The organism is Desulfosarcina widdelii, from assembly GCF_009688965.1.
Classification (GTDB): domain Bacteria; phylum Desulfobacterota; class Desulfobacteria; order Desulfobacterales; family Desulfosarcinaceae; genus Desulfosarcina; species Desulfosarcina widdelii.
This window is the reverse complement of sequence record NZ_AP021875.1, coordinates 3,298,686-3,316,896: the sequence shown is the minus strand read 5'-3', so window position 1 is coordinate 3,316,896 and position 18,211 is coordinate 3,298,686. Positions and strand designations below refer to the sequence as shown.

The 18,211-nt window shown below is 59.3% G+C and carries 12 protein-coding genes; 11 read left to right on the top strand and 1 reads right to left on the bottom strand.

The window, feature by feature from the left end:
- Positions 1-222 precede the first annotated feature (222 nt).
- The 8 genes from GN111_RS15455 to GN111_RS15420 all read left to right on the top strand — a co-directional run bounded on the left by GN111_RS15455 (position 223) and on the right by GN111_RS15420 (position 10,477).
- Entirely contained in the window at positions 223-2,940 is a 2,718-nt protein-coding gene (locus GN111_RS15455; RefSeq protein WP_155304607.1) for a molybdopterin-dependent aldehyde oxidoreductase, read from the top strand.
- Positions 2,941-3,061: 121 nt separating this feature from the next.
- Positions 3,062-5,377 carry a pyridine nucleotide-disulfide oxidoreductase/dicluster-binding protein gene (locus GN111_RS15450; RefSeq protein ID WP_155304606.1) on the top strand — a complete coding sequence of 772 codons (2,316 nt, stop codon included), beginning with the start codon at positions 3,062-3,064 and terminating at the stop codon, positions 5,375-5,377.
- Complete coding sequence (locus GN111_RS15445; RefSeq protein ID WP_155304605.1) at positions 5,374-5,586, top strand: DVU_1557 family redox protein; 213 nt, start codon at positions 5,374-5,376, stop codon at positions 5,584-5,586. Before GN111_RS15450 ends, GN111_RS15445 begins: the two co-directional genes overlap by 4 nt.
- Before the next feature lies 1 nt (position 5,587).
- Positions 5,588-6,292: a DVU_1556 family methyltransferase gene (trsM, locus tag GN111_RS15440; protein ID WP_155304604.1), complete on the top strand. Its 705-nt coding sequence runs from the start codon at positions 5,588-5,590 to the stop codon at positions 6,290-6,292.
- Positions 6,285-6,731 (top strand): DVU_1555 family C-GCAxxG-C-C protein, encoded by a 447-nt coding sequence (locus tag GN111_RS15435; RefSeq protein ID WP_155304603.1) that lies wholly within the window; start codon positions 6,285-6,287, stop codon positions 6,729-6,731. Before trsM ends, GN111_RS15435 begins: the two co-directional genes overlap by 8 nt.
- Positions 6,703-8,073 (top strand): radical SAM (seleno)protein TrsS, encoded by a 1,371-nt coding sequence (trsS, locus tag GN111_RS15430; protein ID WP_155304602.1) that lies wholly within the window; start codon positions 6,703-6,705, stop codon positions 8,071-8,073. The genes GN111_RS15435 and trsS overlap by 29 nt, the downstream gene beginning before the upstream one ends.
- Positions 8,070-9,422, top strand: a complete 1,353-nt coding sequence (locus tag GN111_RS15425) for a DVU_1553 family AMP-dependent CoA ligase (protein ID WP_155304601.1) — start codon at positions 8,070-8,072, stop codon at positions 9,420-9,422. Before trsS ends, GN111_RS15425 begins: the two co-directional genes overlap by 4 nt.
- On the top strand, positions 9,419-10,477 hold the full coding sequence (locus tag GN111_RS15420; RefSeq protein ID WP_155304600.1) for an XdhC family aldehyde oxidoreductase maturation factor: 1,059 nt from the start codon (positions 9,419-9,421) through the stop codon (positions 10,475-10,477). Before GN111_RS15425 ends, GN111_RS15420 begins: the two co-directional genes overlap by 4 nt.
- Before the next feature lie 114 nt (positions 10,478-10,591).
- Here the strand turns inward: GN111_RS15420 and GN111_RS15415 are convergent, their stop codons facing one another.
- A complete protein-coding gene (locus GN111_RS15415; protein ID WP_155304599.1) occupies positions 10,592-12,670 on the bottom strand; it encodes a molybdopterin-dependent oxidoreductase in 2,079 nt (692 codons plus the stop codon).
- A 276-nt stretch (positions 12,671-12,946) separates the two neighbouring features.
- On the opposite strand from GN111_RS15415, the gene fdhF reads away from it, so the two are divergent.
- From fdhF to GN111_RS15400, 3 genes are all read left to right on the top strand, one after another.
- On the top strand, positions 12,947-15,715 hold the full coding sequence (fdhF, locus tag GN111_RS15410; protein WP_155304598.1) for a formate dehydrogenase subunit alpha: 2,769 nt from the start codon (positions 12,947-12,949) through the stop codon (positions 15,713-15,715).
- A gap of 95 nt (positions 15,716-15,810) precedes the next feature.
- The gene (locus GN111_RS15405) at positions 15,811-17,238 is read left to right on the top strand and encodes a coniferyl aldehyde dehydrogenase (protein ID WP_269433839.1); all 1,428 of its coding nucleotides are present in this window, start codon (positions 15,811-15,813) and stop codon (positions 17,236-17,238) included.
- A gap of 28 nt (positions 17,239-17,266) precedes the next feature.
- On the top strand, positions 17,267-18,043 hold the full coding sequence (locus GN111_RS15400; protein ID WP_155304596.1) for a hypothetical protein: 777 nt from the start codon (positions 17,267-17,269) through the stop codon (positions 18,041-18,043).
- The last annotated feature ends 168 nt before the right edge of the window (positions 18,044-18,211 follow it).

Below are 18,211 nucleotides of genomic sequence, written 5' to 3'. Positions count from 1 at the left end.
CCCCTGGAGCGCTGCGTTCCACGCAGATGAGGTGGAACCAGCGATTTCCGGATTCGGCAACAGCCAGGAGCGGGCCGGATCGATCCATGGTCAGCGAAGGGTGCGTAAATAAGGCTTCTGGGGATTTCCCACATGAGTAGTGGGGGTTTACGGATCCGAGGCGAGGTGTTCCCGTTTTGACGGGCAAAAGGCGAAATCAACCGTACCATATCAGGAGGGATTATGATTAAGCGAACAGTGAACGTGAACGGGGTTAATCGGACAATCGTTGCTGCGGCCGATGACAGCCTGGCCAGCGTATTGCGGGAGCAGCTTGGCATGACCGGCACCAAGGTCGGCTGCGGTCAGGGGCAGTGCGCCGCCTGTAATGTCATCATGGACGGCAAGCTGGTGCGCTCCTGCGTTACCAAAATGTCCCGGGTGGCAGACGGCGCATCGGTAACCACCATCGAAGGCATCGGCACGCCGGCCGGCCTGCATCCGCTGCAGCTGGCCTGGATTGCCCACGGCTGCGCCCAGTGCGGATTCTGCAGCCCCGGATTCATCGTTTCGGCCAAGGCCCTGCTGGACGAAAACCCCGCCCCGACCCGGGATCAGGTTCGCGACTGGTTCCAGAAGCACCGCAACGCCTGCCGCTGTACCGGTTACAAACCCCTGGTGGACGCGGTCATGGACGCGGCCAAGGTGCTGCGCGGGGAATTGAAGGCCGATGACCTCAATTTCAAGATCCCGGACGACGGCCGCATCTGGGGCACCAAGTATCCCCGGCCCACGGCTGTCGCCAAGGTGACCGGTACGCTGGACTACGGAGCGGACCTGGGCTTGAAGCTGCCCGAGGATCGCCTGAATCTGGCCCTGGTCCAGGCCACGGTTTCCCATGCCAACATCAAGGGGATCGACACCGCCGAGGCCGAAAAGATGCCCGGCGTTTTCAAGGTGGTGACCCATAAGGATGTGCCCGGCAAGAACCGCATCAGCGGACTGATCACCTTCCCCTCCAACAAGGGCGACGGTTGGGATCGGCCGATTCTGTGCGACACCAAGGTTTTCCAATACGGCGATGCCATCGCCATCGTCTGTGCCGATACGGAGGCCAATGCCAAGGCCGCGGCGGCCAAGGTCAAGGTGGACCTGGAGCCGCTGCCCGAGTACATGAGCGCTCCGGCGGCCATGGCCGACGACGCCATCGAGATTCATCCGGGAACGCCCAACGTCTACTATGTCCAGAAAATCGCCAAAGGCGAGGAGACCGGCCCGATCTTCGATGGGGCGGACGTGGTGGTGGAAGACGATTTTTACGTCGGCCGCCAGCCCCACATGCCCATCGAGCCGGATGTGGGCTTTGCCTACAAGGACGATGACGGCAAGCTGGTGATCCACTCCAAGTCCATCGGCCTGCACCTGCACGCGGCCATGATCGCCCCCGGTCTGGGGGTGGAACTGGAAAATCTGGTCATGGTTCAGAACCCGGCCGGCGGAACCTTCGGCTACAAGTTCAGCCCCACCATGGAGGCCCTGGTGGGCGCGGCGGCCATGGCCACCGGACGGCCCTGTTTTCTCAAATACGATTACCAGCAGCAGATGGCCTACACTGGCAAACGCTCGCCCTTCTTCATGAATATGCGCTTTGCCGCCGACAAGGACGGCAAATTGCTGGCCATGGAAACCGACTACAGCGTGGATCACGGTCCTTACTCGGAATTCGGCGATCTGTTGACCCTGCGCGGCACGCAGTTCATGGGCGCAGGCTACGACATCCCCAACATTCGCGGCGAAGGGCGCACCGTGTGCACCAACCACGCCTGGGGCTCGGCGTTCCGGGCCTACGGCTCCCCCCAGAGCGAGTTCTCTTCGGAAGTGCTCATGGACGAGCTGGCCGAAAAGCTCGGTATGGACCCCCTGGAACTGCGCTACAAGAACGTCTATCGGCAGGGATCGACCACCCCCACGGGCCAGGATCCAGAAGTCTACAGCCTGCCGGAGATGATCGACATCCTGCGCCCCAAATACAAGGCGGCCCTGGACAAGGCCAAAGCCGAATCCACCGCGGAAGTCAAGAAGGGCGTCGGCATTTCCGTTGGGGTTTACGGCTGCGGCCTGGACGGTCCGGACAGCTCAGAGGCCTGGGTGGAACTCAACGCCGACGACACGGTTACCGTCTATTCCTGCTGGGAGGACCACGGCCAGGGCGCCGATGCCGGTGCGCTGGGATCGGCCTTCGAGGCGCTGCGGGTGACCGGACTCACCCCGGATCGGGTGAAACTGGTGATGAACGACACCAGCAAGGCCCCCAACTCGGGACCGGCCGGCGGCAGCCGCAGCCAGGTCATGACCGGCCAGGCCATTAAAAATGCTTCCGAAGCGCTGGTCGCGGCCATGAAAAAGCCGGACGGCAGCTACCGCAATTATGCCGAGATGCAGTCCGACAACATCCCGGTGCATTACACCGGCCAGTGGACCGCCCCGGCTACCAACTGCGACGAGAACAGCCAGGGCTCCCCGTTCTCCGTATACATGTACGGGGTGTTCATGGCCCAGGTGGCCGTGGAAACCGCCACCGGCAAGACCACGGTGGAAAAGATGACCCTGGTGTCCGATATCGGGTCGATCAACAACCGGCTGGTGGTCGACGGTCAGATGTACGGCGGTATGGCCCAGGGCATCGGCCTGGCCCTGACCGAAGACTACGAGGACATCAAGAAGCATTCCACCATGGTCGGTGCAGGCTTTCCCTATATCAAGCAGATTCCCGACGACATGGAACTGATCTACGTCGAGACGCCACGCAAGGACGGCCCCTTCGGCGCTGCCGGCGTGGGTGAAATGCCCTTGACCAGTCCCCATGCGGCGGTCATCAATGGCATAACCAACGCCTGCGGTGTCCGGATCACCCGGCTGCCGGCCCTGCCCGAAAAGGTGCTGGCCGGCCTGAAGGCCTGATTGCATTATTTTTGAATTGTTGAATAATATACGGGTGACGCCTTGCGGTTTTCCATGTTCAGAAGGCGTCACCCTTTCTATTCTATGCCGACCCATTTCATAAAGGTGGCGGATTACGACTATGGACCAGCAAAGCCTGCGTGAGTTGGAAAAGCGATGCATTCAGGAAGAACCGCCCGAGTGCGTGGCGGCCTGTCCGATTCACGTGGATGCCAGGGCCTTCGTGGGCCACGTGCAAAACGGGGCCTGGGAGCGAGCCTGGAAGGTGCTGCGGGCCACCATGCCTTTTCCCGGAATTCTGGGGCGGATTTGTGACGGATCCTGTCTTGCGCGATGCAAACGCGGTCAGGCCGGGGATCCCATCCAGATCCACCGCCTGGAAGCGGCCTGTGTGGCCCATCCCGCTCCCCGCCATCGGGTGATGCCCCTGCCGTCAAAGGGCCTTTCGGTGGCCGTGGCCGGCAGCGGGTTGAGCAGCCTTACCGTGGCCTGGGATTTGTCCCGGAAAGGCTATGCCGTAACCCTTTTCGAACCGGGAGATCGCATCGGCCAAACACTGATCTCGATGGCGCCGGAGAAGCTCACCCGGGAGATCATTGAGGGGGAAACCGCCATTCTGGAATCGCTGAAGGTGGTCGTTAAAACCAATGTCCGGATCGATTCAGAGGGTTTCATCAACGACTGCCTGGACCATTTCGATGCCCTTTATCTGGGGCTGGATGCCGTTGCCGGTGACGCCTGGAATCTTGATCGGGACGCCGGGGGGGCGATTGCGGTTGCGCCGAAGCTGCAGACCACCGGAACGGAGCGGGTGTTTGCCGGCGGCACTCGCGGCGATGCATCGGTTTCTCCGGTTTGGCGATGCGCCCAGGGACGTTGGGCCGCCACCTCCATGGATCGGATGCTGCAAAAGGTTTCCATGACGGCCGGCCGGGAAAAAGAGGGTCCCCACGCCACGCAGCTGTTCACTTCCCTGGACAACGTGGCGCCCGCGGCCAGGATTGTATCTAAGGTCGGCGACCGGTACAGCGATGACGAGGCGCAGCAGGAGGCAGGGCGATGCCTGGCCTGCGAGTGCCTGGAGTGCGTCAAGGTCTGCCGGTATCTGGAATCCTTCGGGGGGTATCCCAAAACCTATGCCCGCGAGATTTATAACAATGCCGCCATTGTTATGGGCGAACGCAAGGCCAACCGGTTGATCAACTCGTGCAGCCTGTGCGGTCTATGCGAAGCGGTGTGCCCCAACGATTTTGCCATGCAGGACCTTTGCCTGGAAGCCCGCCGGGACATGGTTGCCCGCGGCAAGATGCCGCCCTCGGCCCACGATTTCGCCCTCCAGGACATGGCGTTTGCCAACAGCGACCGCTTCGCCCTGGCCCGTCACGCTCCCGGCACCGCGGCCAGCAGCCACCTGTTCTTTCCGGGCTGCCAACTCTGCGCGTCGTCGCCCCAACAGGTGACACAGGTTTACGATTGTCTGAGGGAGAAAATCACCGGCGGGGTGGCCCTGATGTTGGGCTGTTGCGGGGCTCCGGCTCATTGGGCCGGACAGGAGGCGCTTTTTTCCGAAGAACTGGCCAAGTGGGAGGCGCAGTGGATCGGGTTGGGCCGCCCCAGACCTGTCATGGCCTGCTCCACCTGCCTGCGTGTTTTCAAAGATCACCTGCCGGAAGCCGGGGCCGTCTCCCTGTGGGAAGTGCTGGAGAAAACCGGCATTCCCGATACTGATAGGCGGTCGCCGGACGGTCCGCTGGCTGTCCACGATCCATGCACCACCCGCGGTGAACAGGCCGTGCAGGATGCCGTGCGCCGGCTGTTGGCCCGAACCGGTGTGCCCATCGAAGAACTGACTCTGGGCCGCGACAAAACCGAGTGCTGCGGCTTCGGCGGACTGATGCAGGCGGCCAATCCGGAATTGTCCCGCGAAGTGGCCGACCGGCGCGGCAAACTCAGCGGAAGCGATTTTGTAGCCTATTGCGCCATGTGCCGGGACAACCTGGCGGCCGTGGACAAACGGACTCTGCATTTGTTGGACCTGCTTTTTCCGGACCCGCAGGTTGCTGATCCAGCCGGCCGGTCGCGGCCAGGATGGTCACGACGGCGGGAAAATCGCCTGCGGCTCAAAGCGGAATTGTGCCGGTCGTTATGGAACGAAAAATCCGTCGATGACCGGGACGATCATGAGGCCATTGAACTGATTATGAATGACGAAGTCGAAGCGCTGCTGGACAGCCGCCGGATACTGGAGGAAGACATCCGCCGGGTGATCGCCCATGCACAAGCCGACGGTTCACGGTTCCGCCACAAGGAGAGCGGCCATTTCCTGGCGGTTTTTCGGCCATACCAAGCCACCTTCTGGGTTGAGTACACTCCGGAGGGCGACGGTTTCCGGGTCCATAACGCTTACGCCCATCGCATGGAGGTGCTGGGACCGTGAAATATGATAACGTACAGCCCGAAGACCTGAACTGGCGCTGCGAGCGCTGCGACTGCGATCTGGTGGTGGGGCCGGTGGCGGCCACCTACATGAACAACCGCTTTTCCACAGATCTGCCTTATTGCCCGACGTGTAAAACCGTGCTGATTGTTGAACGGGTGGCAATGGGGAAGATGGCGGAGGTGGAGCAAATCCTGGAAGACAAGTAGAATGCGACCTTACGAATCCGAAACGGTGCGAGCCGTCACCGGGACGACGATCCGGCCGGGCGGTTTGGCGCTTACGCGCCGGGCGGCGGAAGTCTGTGGCCTGGGTCCAGGCGACCGGGTAATGGATGTGGGCTGCGGAACCGGCGCCACGGCGAGCTGTTTGCATTCCGAATATGGCACCGCCGTGATCGGTATGGATCTTTCGCCCGTTCTGCTCGACGAAGCCATCCTTCAACACTCCGGGATGAATTTGATCCGGGCAAACGCCATGGACCTGCCGTTTCAGTCCGGTGGGTTTGACGCGGTATTTGCCGAGTGTGTCTGCTCCCTGCTACCCGATTCTGTATCAGCATTGGACGGGTTTCATCGTGTGCTTAAACCCGGCGGCCATCTGGTGGTGGCGGATCTGTATTGGCGGGCATGTGACCGGACGGCGATGCAGCCCAAGGCTTCCCTTGGCGGCTGCCTGGCAGGTGCCGTGGACCGGCGCACCCTGGTCCGGCGCATCGAGAATGCCGGCTTCGATATCGATGTGTGGGAAGACCATTCGGAGGCGCTCAAACAACTGGCTGCGCAGCTTGTCTGGGCCGGTATATCGCTCACCGACTGGTGGGGTGTTGACTGTTTTTCGGGGGCTTGTAACAATGACCGTCGTCCGGGGTATTGCCTGATGATTGCGCATAAGAAAGAGAACCCAAATGGATGATTACCAGATCCAGATGTTGCGTCTGGCAAGCAGCGGCTACAGTTGCAGTCAGATTCTTATTCAGTTGGCCCTGGACGTTCGGGGCGAGGAGAACCCGACTCTGGTGCGGTCCATGGCCGGGCTGGCTTACGGTTGCGGCGGCGGGAAGGCCAGTTGCGGCGCGTTGACGGGAGGTTGCTGCCTCCTGGCCCTTTATGCCGGCAAGGGCGAGGACACGGAAACGGAATCAGACCAACTTCAACTGATGCTGAGTGAAATGTCGGATTGGTTTGAATCTCAGGTGGGTGGCCAATACGGTGGCACAGCTTGTGAAACCATCACCGGCGAGGACGGTCCGGCCGCAGCCCGCCAGCGCTGCGGCGCCATTGTGGCCGAAACCTTTGCCAAGGCCATGGAAATTCTGACCACCCATGGTTTCGACCCTTATGACGCCGACTGAACAAGCCACCCAAAGCCTTTGCCCCATATGTCTTGAGCGGATCGACGCCCGGCGCACGATTCGCGGGGACCGGGTTTTTCTTGAAAAAACCTGCTCCCGCCACGGCCGTTTCAGCACGCGTATCTGGGACGGCGAGCCCGCCTTTTCGAGCTGGCAGCGTCCCAAGATTCCCACCCACCCGGAACACCCCGGCCATGCCGTGGAAAAGGGCTGTCCCTTTGACTGCGGCCTTTGCCCGGAGCATCGCCAGCGCTCGTGCACGATCCTTCTGGAGATTACCGACCGCTGCAACCTGGGCTGCCCGGTGTGCTATGCCGATTCAAAGAACACGGGCGAAAACGACCCGAGCATGGCGACCATCGAAGGCTGGTTCAAGGCGGCGGTTCGCATGGGGCCGGGCAGCAACATTCAATTGTCCGGCGGCGAACCGACCCTGCGCGACGATCTGCCGCGCATCGTCGCCATGGGCCGCGAGGCCGGTTTCGAATTCATCCAGATCAACACCAACGGCCTGCGGCTGGCCGATGACGAAAGCTTTGTCCGCGACCTTGCCGATGCCGGGCTGGCATCGGTTTTCCTGCAGTTCGACGGCACCTGTGATGCTGTTTACGAAAAGCTTCGCGGTAGGCCACTGTTGGCGACCAAAAAAGCGGCTATTGAGCAGTGCGGCCGGCACGGCATCGGCGTGGTGCTGGTGCCGACCCTGGTGCCAGGCGTAAACGACAATGATGTCGGCAACCTGCTGGGCATGGCCACCGAAAATGTTCCGGTGGTGCGGGCCCTGCATTTTCAGCCGGTCAGCTATTTCGGCCGCTTTCCCCACGCGCCGGATGACGCCGATCGCCTGACCCTGCCCCAACTCATGCGTTTGATCGAAGAGCAGTCCGGCGGCAACTTCAAGACAGCTGATTTCAATCCGCCGGGCTGCGAGAACAGCCTGTGCAGTTTCAGCGCCAACTACCTGGTGCTGCCCGGTGGTGGGGTGCGAGCCATCGCCGGCGGTAAATGCTGCAGCCAACCGATCCCGGCCCTGGAGGGTGCCCGAAACGCCATCAATTCCGTGGCCCGGCAGTGGCGGGCACCCGACGCCTGCTGCTCCCCGGCACCGGAAAATGATGTTGCGATGACCATCGATGGCGCCATGGATCTGGACGCTTTTCTACGGCAGGCCAGGACCCATCGCCTCTCGGTTTCGGCCATGGCGTTTCAGGACGTGTGGAACCTGGACCTGGAGCGGGTGCGGGACTGCTGCATTCACGTCATGGCCCCGGATACCCGTCTGATTCCGTTCTGCCTCTACAACCTGACCAGCCAGTTCGGCAAAGGCCTCTACCGACCATGACAAAGTTACCGATCACCCCGCTGGAAAATTGGGTCCGCCGTAAGATCGGACCGGATCGCGGCATTGCCCTGACCCGGTCGGCCATCGATCGGTACCAGCTCCAGGCCCTCAACCGGACCCTCGACCATGCCCGGCAAAACAGTCCTTTCTACCGGGAGCACCTGGTCGGTCTGCCTCAAACGCTTACCAGCCTTGACCGACTGGCTGAGATTCCTTTCACCACGGCCGAGGATATCCGTCGCGATCCCCTGGCTCTGGTTTGCGCCTCCCAGGATCGTATTGCCCGGGTCGTTACCCTGGAGACATCCGGCACCACCGGCACCCCCAAACGGCTTTTTTTCACCGCGGCCGATCAGGAGTTGACCGTGGATTTCTTTCATCACGGCATGGCGACCCTGGTCCAGCCCGGCCAGCGGGTCCTGATTCTCATGCCGGGCCAAACCCCGGGAAGTGTCGGCGACCTGCTGGTCCGGGGGCTTTCCCGGTTGCAGGTCGAAGGCATCGTTCAAGGGCCGGTCGATGACCCGGCCGCTGCCATCGACCATGCCCTCAAAGAAAAAGTGGACTGCCTGGTGGGCATTCCGGTCCAGGTGCTGGCCATGGCCAGCCACCGGCAAGGACCGGCTCTGGCCGGACAAATCTGCAATGTTTTGCTCAGTACCGATTATGTTCCCGACGCCATCGTAGCGCGCATCGAGCGAATCTGGAATTGCCGGGTGTTCAAGCATTACGGCATGACCGAGATGGGACTGGGAGGAGGCGTCGAGTGTTCGGCCCGCAAGGGCTACCATTTGCGTGAAGCCGACCTGCTCGTTGAAATCGTCGATCCTGCCACGGGCCTGCCGCTGGCAGACGGAAACACAGGGGAAGTGGTGTTTACCACCCTGACTCGCGAGGGCATGCCACTGATCCGGTACCGCACCGGCGATATGGCGGCATTCAGGCTTGATTCCTGCGCCTGTGGAACGGTATTGAAAACGCTAGGACGGATCCGGGGACGACAGAACGCCATGCTTGAAATGACGCGGCGCGGACGGAGGTTCTTCATTGGCGATTTGGACGAGAAGATTTTCGCCGTAGATGGCGTGATCGACTACCGGGGCCGGATCGACCGCCAGGACCATCATACCCGGCTGACCTTGCACATCGTCCCGGTGGAATTGCAATCGCTCGATACGATGAAAGCCTGCGTTCGTGAAGCCGTATTGTGCCTGTCGGCGATCCGAAGCGCTATGGCAGACGGCCGATTGACTGTCGATATTCAATTGGCCGACGGTCCCGTGGCGGTTTCCACGGGAACCGCCAAACGAAGAATCGAGCATCGTAGAGAAAGGAACACGTGTCGATGAACCAAATCGTATCCGCGGCCTGCGAACTGATAGATAGAGGGGAATCCTTTGTCCTGGCCACGATTGTCAGCCGCTCCGGTTCCACCCCACGGACGGCAGGCAGTCGAATGATCGTCACCGCTGATGGCAGCGGTATCGGTACCGTCGGCGGAGGACTGCTTGAAGCCGAGGTCATGTCCCGTGCCAAAACACTGATCCAGACCGGACAATCGACAATTTTACCCTTTGATCTAAGCTATAAGAACGTCGACACCATGGACATGATCTGCGGCGGTCGGGCAGAAGTGCTGCTGGACTGCATTCGGCCAACATCGGCAATCCTGGACATCTTCCATCGATGGCGGGGGCTGCTGGCGGAGCGTAAAAAAGGGTTGCTGCTTACCGTTGTCGACGTCAACGACGAGACGGTGGAGCGAATCGACCACTGCCTGGCGGTCAATGAGGATGAAATTCTCGGACATTGGCCGCTTGGCGAAGCGGCGCTGGAAAAGGTCCGACAGGAGGCCGCGCAAATCTCCTCTGCAATAACGCTGACAATTGACGAGGGTTTTGTGCTGCTGGAGCCGGTACAGCCGGTATGCACGCTCTATTTGTTCGGTGCCGGCCATGTGGCGCTGTTCACGGCCGCCATGGCTGCCATGGTGGGATTCCGGGTGTCGGTGGCCGACGACCGGGAGGAATTCGCCAACCGGCAGCGGTTCCCCGATGCCCATGAGATCCGCGCTCTGGAGAACTTCGAGCGGGCCTTTGACGGTATCGGCGTCGGCACCCAGGATTATATTGTTATTCTCACCCGCGGCCACCTGCACGACAAGACCGTTTTAGCCAGGGCATTGAGAACCGAGGCGGGCTACATCGGCATGATCGGGAGCCGGAAGAAGAGGGACGCCATTTACGGTGTGCTGCTGAAGGAAGGCGCCACCCAGGCGGACATCGAACGGGTTCATTCTCCCATCGGTCTGGCCATTGACGCGGAGACGCCGGAGGAGATCGCCGTGAGCATTGTGGCCGAGATGATCCAGCACCGGGCCAACAAGCATAAAGCGGTTCGCTGAACGTTCAAAGAAGTCGTACAACAGGTGCTAAAGGAAAAAAATGCCAATCGGGGGTAAGACCCTGCGATTGGCATTTTATTTTGTTCTTCAGTTCTCAGCCGGTTGGCCGGCTTTTCAGCACGGGGCCACCGTGACGTAATGCTCCTGCATGGCCATGGCGCCGCCGCCTTTGTCCCATTTCTCCAGACCGCCGCACATCAATTCATGATCGGCCACACCCTTGCCGAAGGCCCGGCTCTCCACGGGCAGGCGGTGGCCGAACCCATGCAGCATGAACACCGCCTCGGGATGGATAAGGTCGGTCAGTTTGGCCTGCATGCGGCCGCCTTTGCCATTTCCGCTGACGTTCACCATGTCGCCGTCGGACAGCCCCATGGCGCTGCCGGCCCGGGTGTTGATCCAGAGGGTGTTTTCCGGAACCTGTTCGAACAACAGGCTGTTGTTGACCGTATGACCCTGGGTGTGAACCCCGCAGCGGCCGAAGGTCAGTCGGAACTGCCCCTCCGGCGGATGGGTGCTTTCATAGGGCTTGAGAGATGGGATGCCCTGGGCTTCCCACTTCTCGGAGACGATCTCGATTTTCCCCGATGGGGTCTTGAAGGTGGGTTCCGGTTTGTACAAGGGACCCTTTCCTAACTGGATGAACCCTTTTTCGTCAAAGTCGGCCAATTCCACGCCGGTGCCTTCCAACTGGTATTTCCAGATATCCTCGATGGCGTCGAAGGCCAGGGCCTCTATGCCCAGGCGTTTGGCGATACCGCACAGAATTTCCCAGTCGGCGCGGGTGTCGTAGCGCGGTTCCACCGCCCGGCGGCGAGTAAAATAAAAAGGATTCAGGCTGTTTTTGCAGGCCAGAATCGATTCCCGTTCCAAGTAGGGCGACAGGGGCAGCACCAGATCGGAGTGCCAGGCCGTATCCGACCAAGTAAAACTGACGGACATGAGAAAGTCCAGGTTGGCCAATTTTTGTTTGATGCGCTCCGGGTCCGGGAAGCCCATGAGCGGATCGTGGCGATAGGCGATGTAGGCCTTGACCGGGTAGGGATCCTCGGTTTCGATGGCATCGAATCCCAGGTGCAGCAGACCGGGGCCGGTGTCCAGATGGGCATGTTTCCAGCCGGTGCCGTCGGCCCGTTTCTCTTCGACTTTGGGGACAAGGTCGACGAGTTTGTTCAGCCCCTTGCGATCCACATCGCCGGGTTTGTTGGTCATGGGCAGCCCGCCTTTGGCGCCGACCGACCCCAGAAGGGCGTTAATGATATAAATGGTGCGCGACATATAGAACGAGTCGTTGTAGCGGGCATTCATCCAGCCGGGGTGCCAGAGTACCGCCGGGGCGTCCTTGGAAAGATCCTGGGCGAAGCGCACGATTTCCGCCGCCGGAATTCCAGTTTCCTCTTCGGCCCATTCGGGTGTGTAGGGTTTGACGAAGCGTTCCAGCACGTCAAGGTCCTTGAACCATTTGTTGACATAGGTGACATTGTAAAGCTTGCGGTTCAAGAGGGTATGGATGACCGCCAGGTTGAGGGCGTAATCCGATCCGGGACGGATCATCAGGAACCGGTGGGCCTTGGTGGCCGAGATGTTGGCGCGAATGTCGATGACGGTCAGCTTACAGCCGTTTTCCATGGCCGTCATGAGGTCGTTGACCTCTTTCACGTTGATGGCTTCAAACATGTTGCGGGTTTGGAGCACCACGTGACGGGCGTTTTTCAGATCGTAGGAAACGCCTTTGCGGCCGAAGCCGAACAGGGAGAGGGCTGCGTGCTGGACATTGCGGGCACAGGAGGCGTCGTGGTTGGTCCAGTTGGGAGAACCCAGCGCGCGAACGAAAGCCTGGTGCAGGTCGCGGAAAGGACCACCACGATCCGAGAAAAGTACGCTTTTTCCGCCGTAGGTATCGATGGTTTTTTTAAGCTGATCGGCGGCATAGTCGAGGGCTTCATCCCAACTGATAGGCTTCCAGTTGCCCTGACCGCGTTCGCCCACACGGATCATGGGCTGCTGGATGCGCTCATTGTCATTGATCAATGCCTTGCCGGCGGCACCGCGGGCACAAAGGGCCCCGTTGAGGCCTCCCATATGCGGGTTGCCCTTGATAAAGGTGATCTCGCCGTTTTCGGTCTCGACTTCAATGGGGCATCTGACTGTGCACATGCCGCAAACGCTGTAGGTCTTCGCTTTCGTTGCCATAAACTGTCTCCCGTCCATTATGCATTGTTATTTTGATCTATTTAATGCGGAAATACCGCAGCCGCGGCATTATGTCAATGCGGATATATGAATGCGCTTGGTTCGGCACTTTTCCCGCTGAACAAATTCGTGAACGTCGCACCTTCAAATGCGTTGTTATCGATTGACAAATCCATCGATTTCGAATAGCTACGTTATGTCACCCATGACATAGAGATCGGTGTTGCGACCACCGGCAATAATCAAGCCTGCAAAACCCAGAGAAAGGAGCAGCCCATGGAGCAGGGCACAATATTAATAAATGGTTCGGCGTTGCCTTTCGAACCAGGGCGGACCATTCTCCAGGTCGCCGAAGCGCACGACATCCACATTCCGACGTTGTGTTATCTGAAGGATGCAACTCCTACGGGCAGGTGCCGAATCTGCGTGGTGGAAGTTGATGGCAGCAGCAATTTGATGACCGCATGCAATACACCGGCTGCGGACGGCATGGTCGTTTTGACCGAATCGCCCAAGGTAGTCGCCTCCAGGCGGGAAACGCTGGAGCTTATGCTGGCTTCGGGCAATCACAACTGTTCGATCGGTTCCGGCCGGGAAAGCAAATGGACCGAGGTCCAGATGCAGGCCGCCGCAAGCGATAATTTCGACACGCTTTGTCCTTCCTGGGGCGATTGCCAGCTCCAGGACCTGGCCTATCATTATCAGGTCGAGGGTGGCAAATATCCGCGTCGACAGACCCCGTATCCCATGGAAACCGTCAACCCCCTGATCGTGCGCGACCATTCCCGCTGCATTCTTTGTGGCCGCTGCGTTCAGGCCTGCAACGAGGTTCAGGTCAACCGGGCCATCAACTTCGGTTATCAGGGGGATGCCACCAAGATCGTGACCGCCGGCGACGTACCGCTCAAGGATTCCGACCAGTGTGTCTTCTGCGGAGAGTGCATTCAGGCCTGCCCCACCGGTGCCTTGACCGAGAAAAAGGCACGCTTTGACTGGCGGCCCTGGGATGTCGAGAAAATCCGTACTACCTGCCCATACTGCGGCGTAGGGTGCCAGCAATGGCTGCATGTGAAGGATGGCCGCATCGTCAAGGTGACCGGTGTGGAAGAGGGCTCCCCAAACAAGGGACGCCTGTGCGTCAAGGGCCGCTTCGGCTACGATTTTATCTACTCGGACGAACGCCTCACGACGCCACTGATCCGGGAAGGAGACGCGTTCCGGGAGGCCTCCTGGGACGAAGCCCTATATCTGGTGGCCAGCAAGCTCAAGGAGATTATCAAGGAAAGCGGTCCCGACGCCGTGGCCGGTGTAAGCTGTGCCCGGTCCATCAACGAAGATTCGTATCAGATGCAGAAGCTTTTCAGAGGGGTGTTCAAGACCAACAACATAGACCATTGCGCCCGTACTTGACATGCCCCGACGGTCGCCGGGCTGGCGGCCACGTTTGGGTCAGGTGCCATGACCAACTCTTTCTCCGAGTTTTCTCGGGCCAAAATGTTCTTTGTTATCGGTTCCAACATGACCGAGGCGCATCCCGTAGCCTCAACCTTTTTGAAAAACGCGTTGCTCAAGGGCGCCAAACTGATTGTGGCCGATCCCCGGCGGCATCGGTTGGTGGATTTTGCAGACATGCATTTGCAGCTCAAGGTCGGCAGCGATATCGCCCTGCTCAATGCCCTGATGTATGTTTTGATCGATGAGGATCTTTACGACAAGCTCTTCGTGGAGAACAACACTACCGGTTTCGAGCAGCTCAAAGAAATCGTTATGACCTATCCACCGGAGAAAGTGGTCGACATCTGCGGCATCGATGCCGAAACCATCCGGAAAACGGCGCGCATGCTGGCCTCGGTAAAACCGGTGATGCTGTGCTACACCTTGGGTATCACCGAGCACACCTGCGGCAGGAACAACGTCATGTCCACCGCCAACCTGCAGATGCTGCTGGGCAACATGGGTGTGGAAATGGGCGGCGTCAATCCGCTGCGTGGCCAGAACAACGTCCAGGGCGCCTGCGACATGGGTGCGCTTCCAAACGTTTATCCCGGCTACCAGGCCGTGACCGACGAGAAGATGTGCGCGAAATTCGAGCAAGCCTGGGAAACCACCGGCATGTCCACCAAACTGGGGCTGATGATTCCCCAGATGATGGAGGGGTTGGTGGACGGCAAGGTTCGTGCCTTCTACATTTTCGGCGAAAATATGGCCAATACCGAGCCGGATATCCACAAGGTGGAGCACGAATTGGCCTCGGCAGAGTTCCTCGTGGTTCAGGATATTTTTCATAACGAAACCACCCGCTTTGCCCATGTGGTGTTGCCGGCGGCAGCCTGGAGCGAAAACGACGGCACCTTCACCAACAGCGAACGCCGGGTCAACCGGGTGCGCACGGCTAGCCAGGCGCCGGGTGACGCAAAACCCAACTGGTGGATTTTCAAACAGATCGCCAAACGCTTCGGGCACGATTGGGCTTCCGACAGCGGTAAGGAGATCTGGGACAACGAAATCTCGGCACTGGCTCCTAGCTTGGGCGGTATCAAATATTACCGCATTGAGGAAGACGGACTTCAATGGCCCTGTCCCACGGTCGAACACCCCGGCACCACCTTTTTGCATAAGGACGGTAAATTTACCTTCGGGCTTGGGCGCTTCATGCCGGCCGAATGGACACCGCCGGCCGAGGTCCCCGATGAGGAATATCCCCTGGTGCTCAGCACCGGGCGGCGGCTTTACCATTATCACACGCGTACCCAAACCGGTCGTTGTGAAGGACTCAACGATCTTTTGGGCGAGGAGACCGCCGATATCTCCTTTGTCGATGCGGATCGGGTCGGTATCGCCAACGGCGAGAAGATCCGCGTCAAATCACGCCGCGGCGAAGTGAATGTAACGGCCAACGTGACCCTCGAAGTGCCTGAAGGCATGGTCTGGATGGCCTTTCATTTCCGGGAAGGCAATGCCAACTGGCTGACCAACGCGGCCTTCGACCCCGTCACGTTGACGGCAGAATACAAGGCTTGCGCCGTGAGAATCGAAAAAATGTGAGTGCGAAACGGATAGAGGATTGGTTCGCCGGCAGGCATGTGTGCTGAAGCCGGCAGCTCAATGGAATCGGAATCGGGCAAAACAGCGAGGCGCCAGTGACAAGTATAGAGCAGACGAATGCGACCGCGGAAATGGAACGGATATTCAAATGCCAGCAAGATGCTTTCCGGCGCAATCCCATGCCGGACGCCGGCCAGCGTGTCGGTAATCTCAAACGGTTGGAAAAGGCCTTGATCCGCCGTAAAGGAGAAATCGCCGCAGCCATCGATCAGGACTTCGGCTGCCGCTGTAAAGACGAGTCCTACCTGGCCGAAATTCTGCCGAGCCTGGAAGGCATTCGTCATGCCGCCAAGCGCGTCAAAAAGTGGATGAAACCTTCCCGCCGTTGGCCGGGGTTTCTTTATCTGCCGGCCAGCACCCGCGTCATCTACCAGCCATTGGGCGTGGTGGGCATCATCACGCCGTGGAACTATCCGGTTTATCTGGCCATCGGACCCCTTGTGGGCGCACTGGCCGCGGGAAACCGGGCCATGATCAAAATGAGCGCCTTCACTCCGGCAACGGCCGAAGTCGTGTGTAAAATGATGGCGGAGATTTTCTCCGAAGACCAGGTCGCTGTAATCGGTGGCGCACCGGGGTTGGGGTCGGCATTTTCAAAATTGGATTGGGATCATCTGGTGTTTACCGGATCGACTTCCGTGGGCCGGCATGTCATGCGGGCGGCGGCGGACAATCTCACGCCGGTGACGCTGGAACTGGGCGGCAAATCGCCGGTGATCATCGCTCCCGGTATGGATATGGCTGAGGCAGTGCCCCCCATCGCCTTCGGTAAGGTGTTCAACATGGGGCAGACCTGCGTGGCCCCGGATTACGTGCTATGCCCCCGACCGGTCGTGGACGAATTCGTGTCCCGGTTTGCCGATGTGATGGGTGGGATGTACCCGACCATGGCGGAAAATAGCCAGTATACCGGAATCGTAAACGACAAGGAGTACCAGCGCCTTCATGCCCTTTTGGAAGATGCCGTTCAGAAGGGCGCCCGCGTCGTCGAGGTCAACCCGGCCGGCGAGGTCTTTGCCGAGGTCCGCAAGATGCCGATACGGATTCTTCTTGACGTCAACGAAGAGATGGAGGTGATGCAGGAAGAGATTTTCGGTCCGCTCCTGCCGGTGGTGCCCTACGATAAGCTCGAAGATGCGGTGGCCTACGTCAACGATCATCCCCGACCGCTGGCCCTGTACTATTTCGATCGTGACAAACAGAATATCGACTATATTCTCACCCACACCCATTCGGGCGGGGTGTCGGTCAACGATACCCTGGTGCACGTGACCCAGGACGATATGCCCTTCGGCGGCGTAGGACCTTCGGGTATGGGTCAGTATCACGGCCACGAGGGGTTTCTGGCCCTGTCGAAAGCCAAGGGTGTGTTGACCAAACCCAAATTCAACAGCGGGAAACTGATCTACCCTCCATACGGCCGGGTCGTTCACCGTTTCATCTACCGTTTTTTCATGAGTTGAAAAGGCGACATCAAGCCAGGGAAAAGGTATGCGAACCATACCCGCATCAATTTCCGGAAACAGTTGCATCGGTGGTGCCCATCTTCAGACGCATGTTCTTTGGTCGAATTTAAACCGTCGATTGACCAAAGATGTTCAGCGTCTGCCCAACGAGGCATGGTGTGAGCAGCGGCTGGAAGAACTCATGGGCATCGAAGCTGCCGATCCACGTCTTTTCTGGCTTACCTTGGCCCGGCTTGCCGAACTGGCGTTGAAACAGGCGGGTGATTATGCCGACCACTGTGAATTCCAGGCTGCCGGCGACCTGCTGGTCAATCCGCGCCGGATCAAGATTTTTGTGCAAGGAAGAACCGATCCTGTCATAAAAAAGCGTCATTGCGGTCTGCGCGAGCAATTCACTTCGGCCATTGGCAGGGAAGAACCGGCAACCTGGCTCAGCAGGAAAACACTTTCCCATGTCTGCGAGAAGGCGCTGATTCCCTACTTGAAAGAACGACTCGCATCCTCGGGATGGATGCATTCGGACTACCTGGCCCTGCTTGATCGGCGAATGTGCCGCGTGGCCGATACTATTGCTTTTTTAGCCGCATGGCAAATCGCCGATTGCAGGGACCTTGCCAAGCGGATGGTGACTGCCGCCCGCGAGGACAACACCTTGATTGCAGCGAATTTATGCCGGTTCGATTTGGATTGCTTCAACGAAATGGGCGACGATATTGAAAGAATCATCTGCAACGCCGACGCTTCCAGCCGATTTCTTGACGGGTGCGATTTTTCTCTGTCGCAAAAGTTTCCTACCATTTAAAGACCTTATTGTTAGGGCGACGCGGTTCGGATCGGTTCATCACCGAATCCATCTTTCGCCTTCGACCTCACCAATTATCGTTGGATACCTCCCATCATGACACAGCTTGACACCTCATGTCGATCAGCTTGGGTTTCGAAAACAGCCGCAAACAATGGTGTTGACATT

What these genes read in the sequence shown, in the direction of transcription:
- GN111_RS15415 (WP_155304599.1), bottom strand. Translation starts at nt 12,670, where the DNA reads ATGGCAACGAAAGCGAAGACCTACAGCGTTTGCGGCATGTGCACAGTC.
- GN111_RS15435 (WP_155304603.1), top strand. Translation starts at nt 6,285, where the DNA reads ATGGATGATTACCAGATCCAGATGTTGCGTCTGGCAAGCAGCGGCTAC.
- GN111_RS15400 (WP_155304596.1), top strand. Translation starts at nt 17,267, where the DNA reads ATGCGAACCATACCCGCATCAATTTCCGGAAACAGTTGCATCGGTGGT.
- GN111_RS15450 (WP_155304606.1), top strand. Translation starts at nt 3,062, where the DNA reads ATGGACCAGCAAAGCCTGCGTGAGTTGGAAAAGCGATGCATTCAGGAA.
- GN111_RS15420 (WP_155304600.1), top strand. Translation starts at nt 9,419, where the DNA reads ATGAACCAAATCGTATCCGCGGCCTGCGAACTGATAGATAGAGGGGAA.
- GN111_RS15455 (WP_155304607.1), top strand. Translation starts at nt 223, where the DNA reads ATGATTAAGCGAACAGTGAACGTGAACGGGGTTAATCGGACAATCGTT.
- GN111_RS15425 (WP_155304601.1), top strand. Translation starts at nt 8,070, where the DNA reads ATGACAAAGTTACCGATCACCCCGCTGGAAAATTGGGTCCGCCGTAAG.
- trsM (WP_155304604.1), top strand. Translation starts at nt 5,588, where the DNA reads ATGCGACCTTACGAATCCGAAACGGTGCGAGCCGTCACCGGGACGACG.
- trsS (WP_155304602.1), top strand. Translation starts at nt 6,703, where the DNA reads ATGGTTTCGACCCTTATGACGCCGACTGAACAAGCCACCCAAAGCCTT.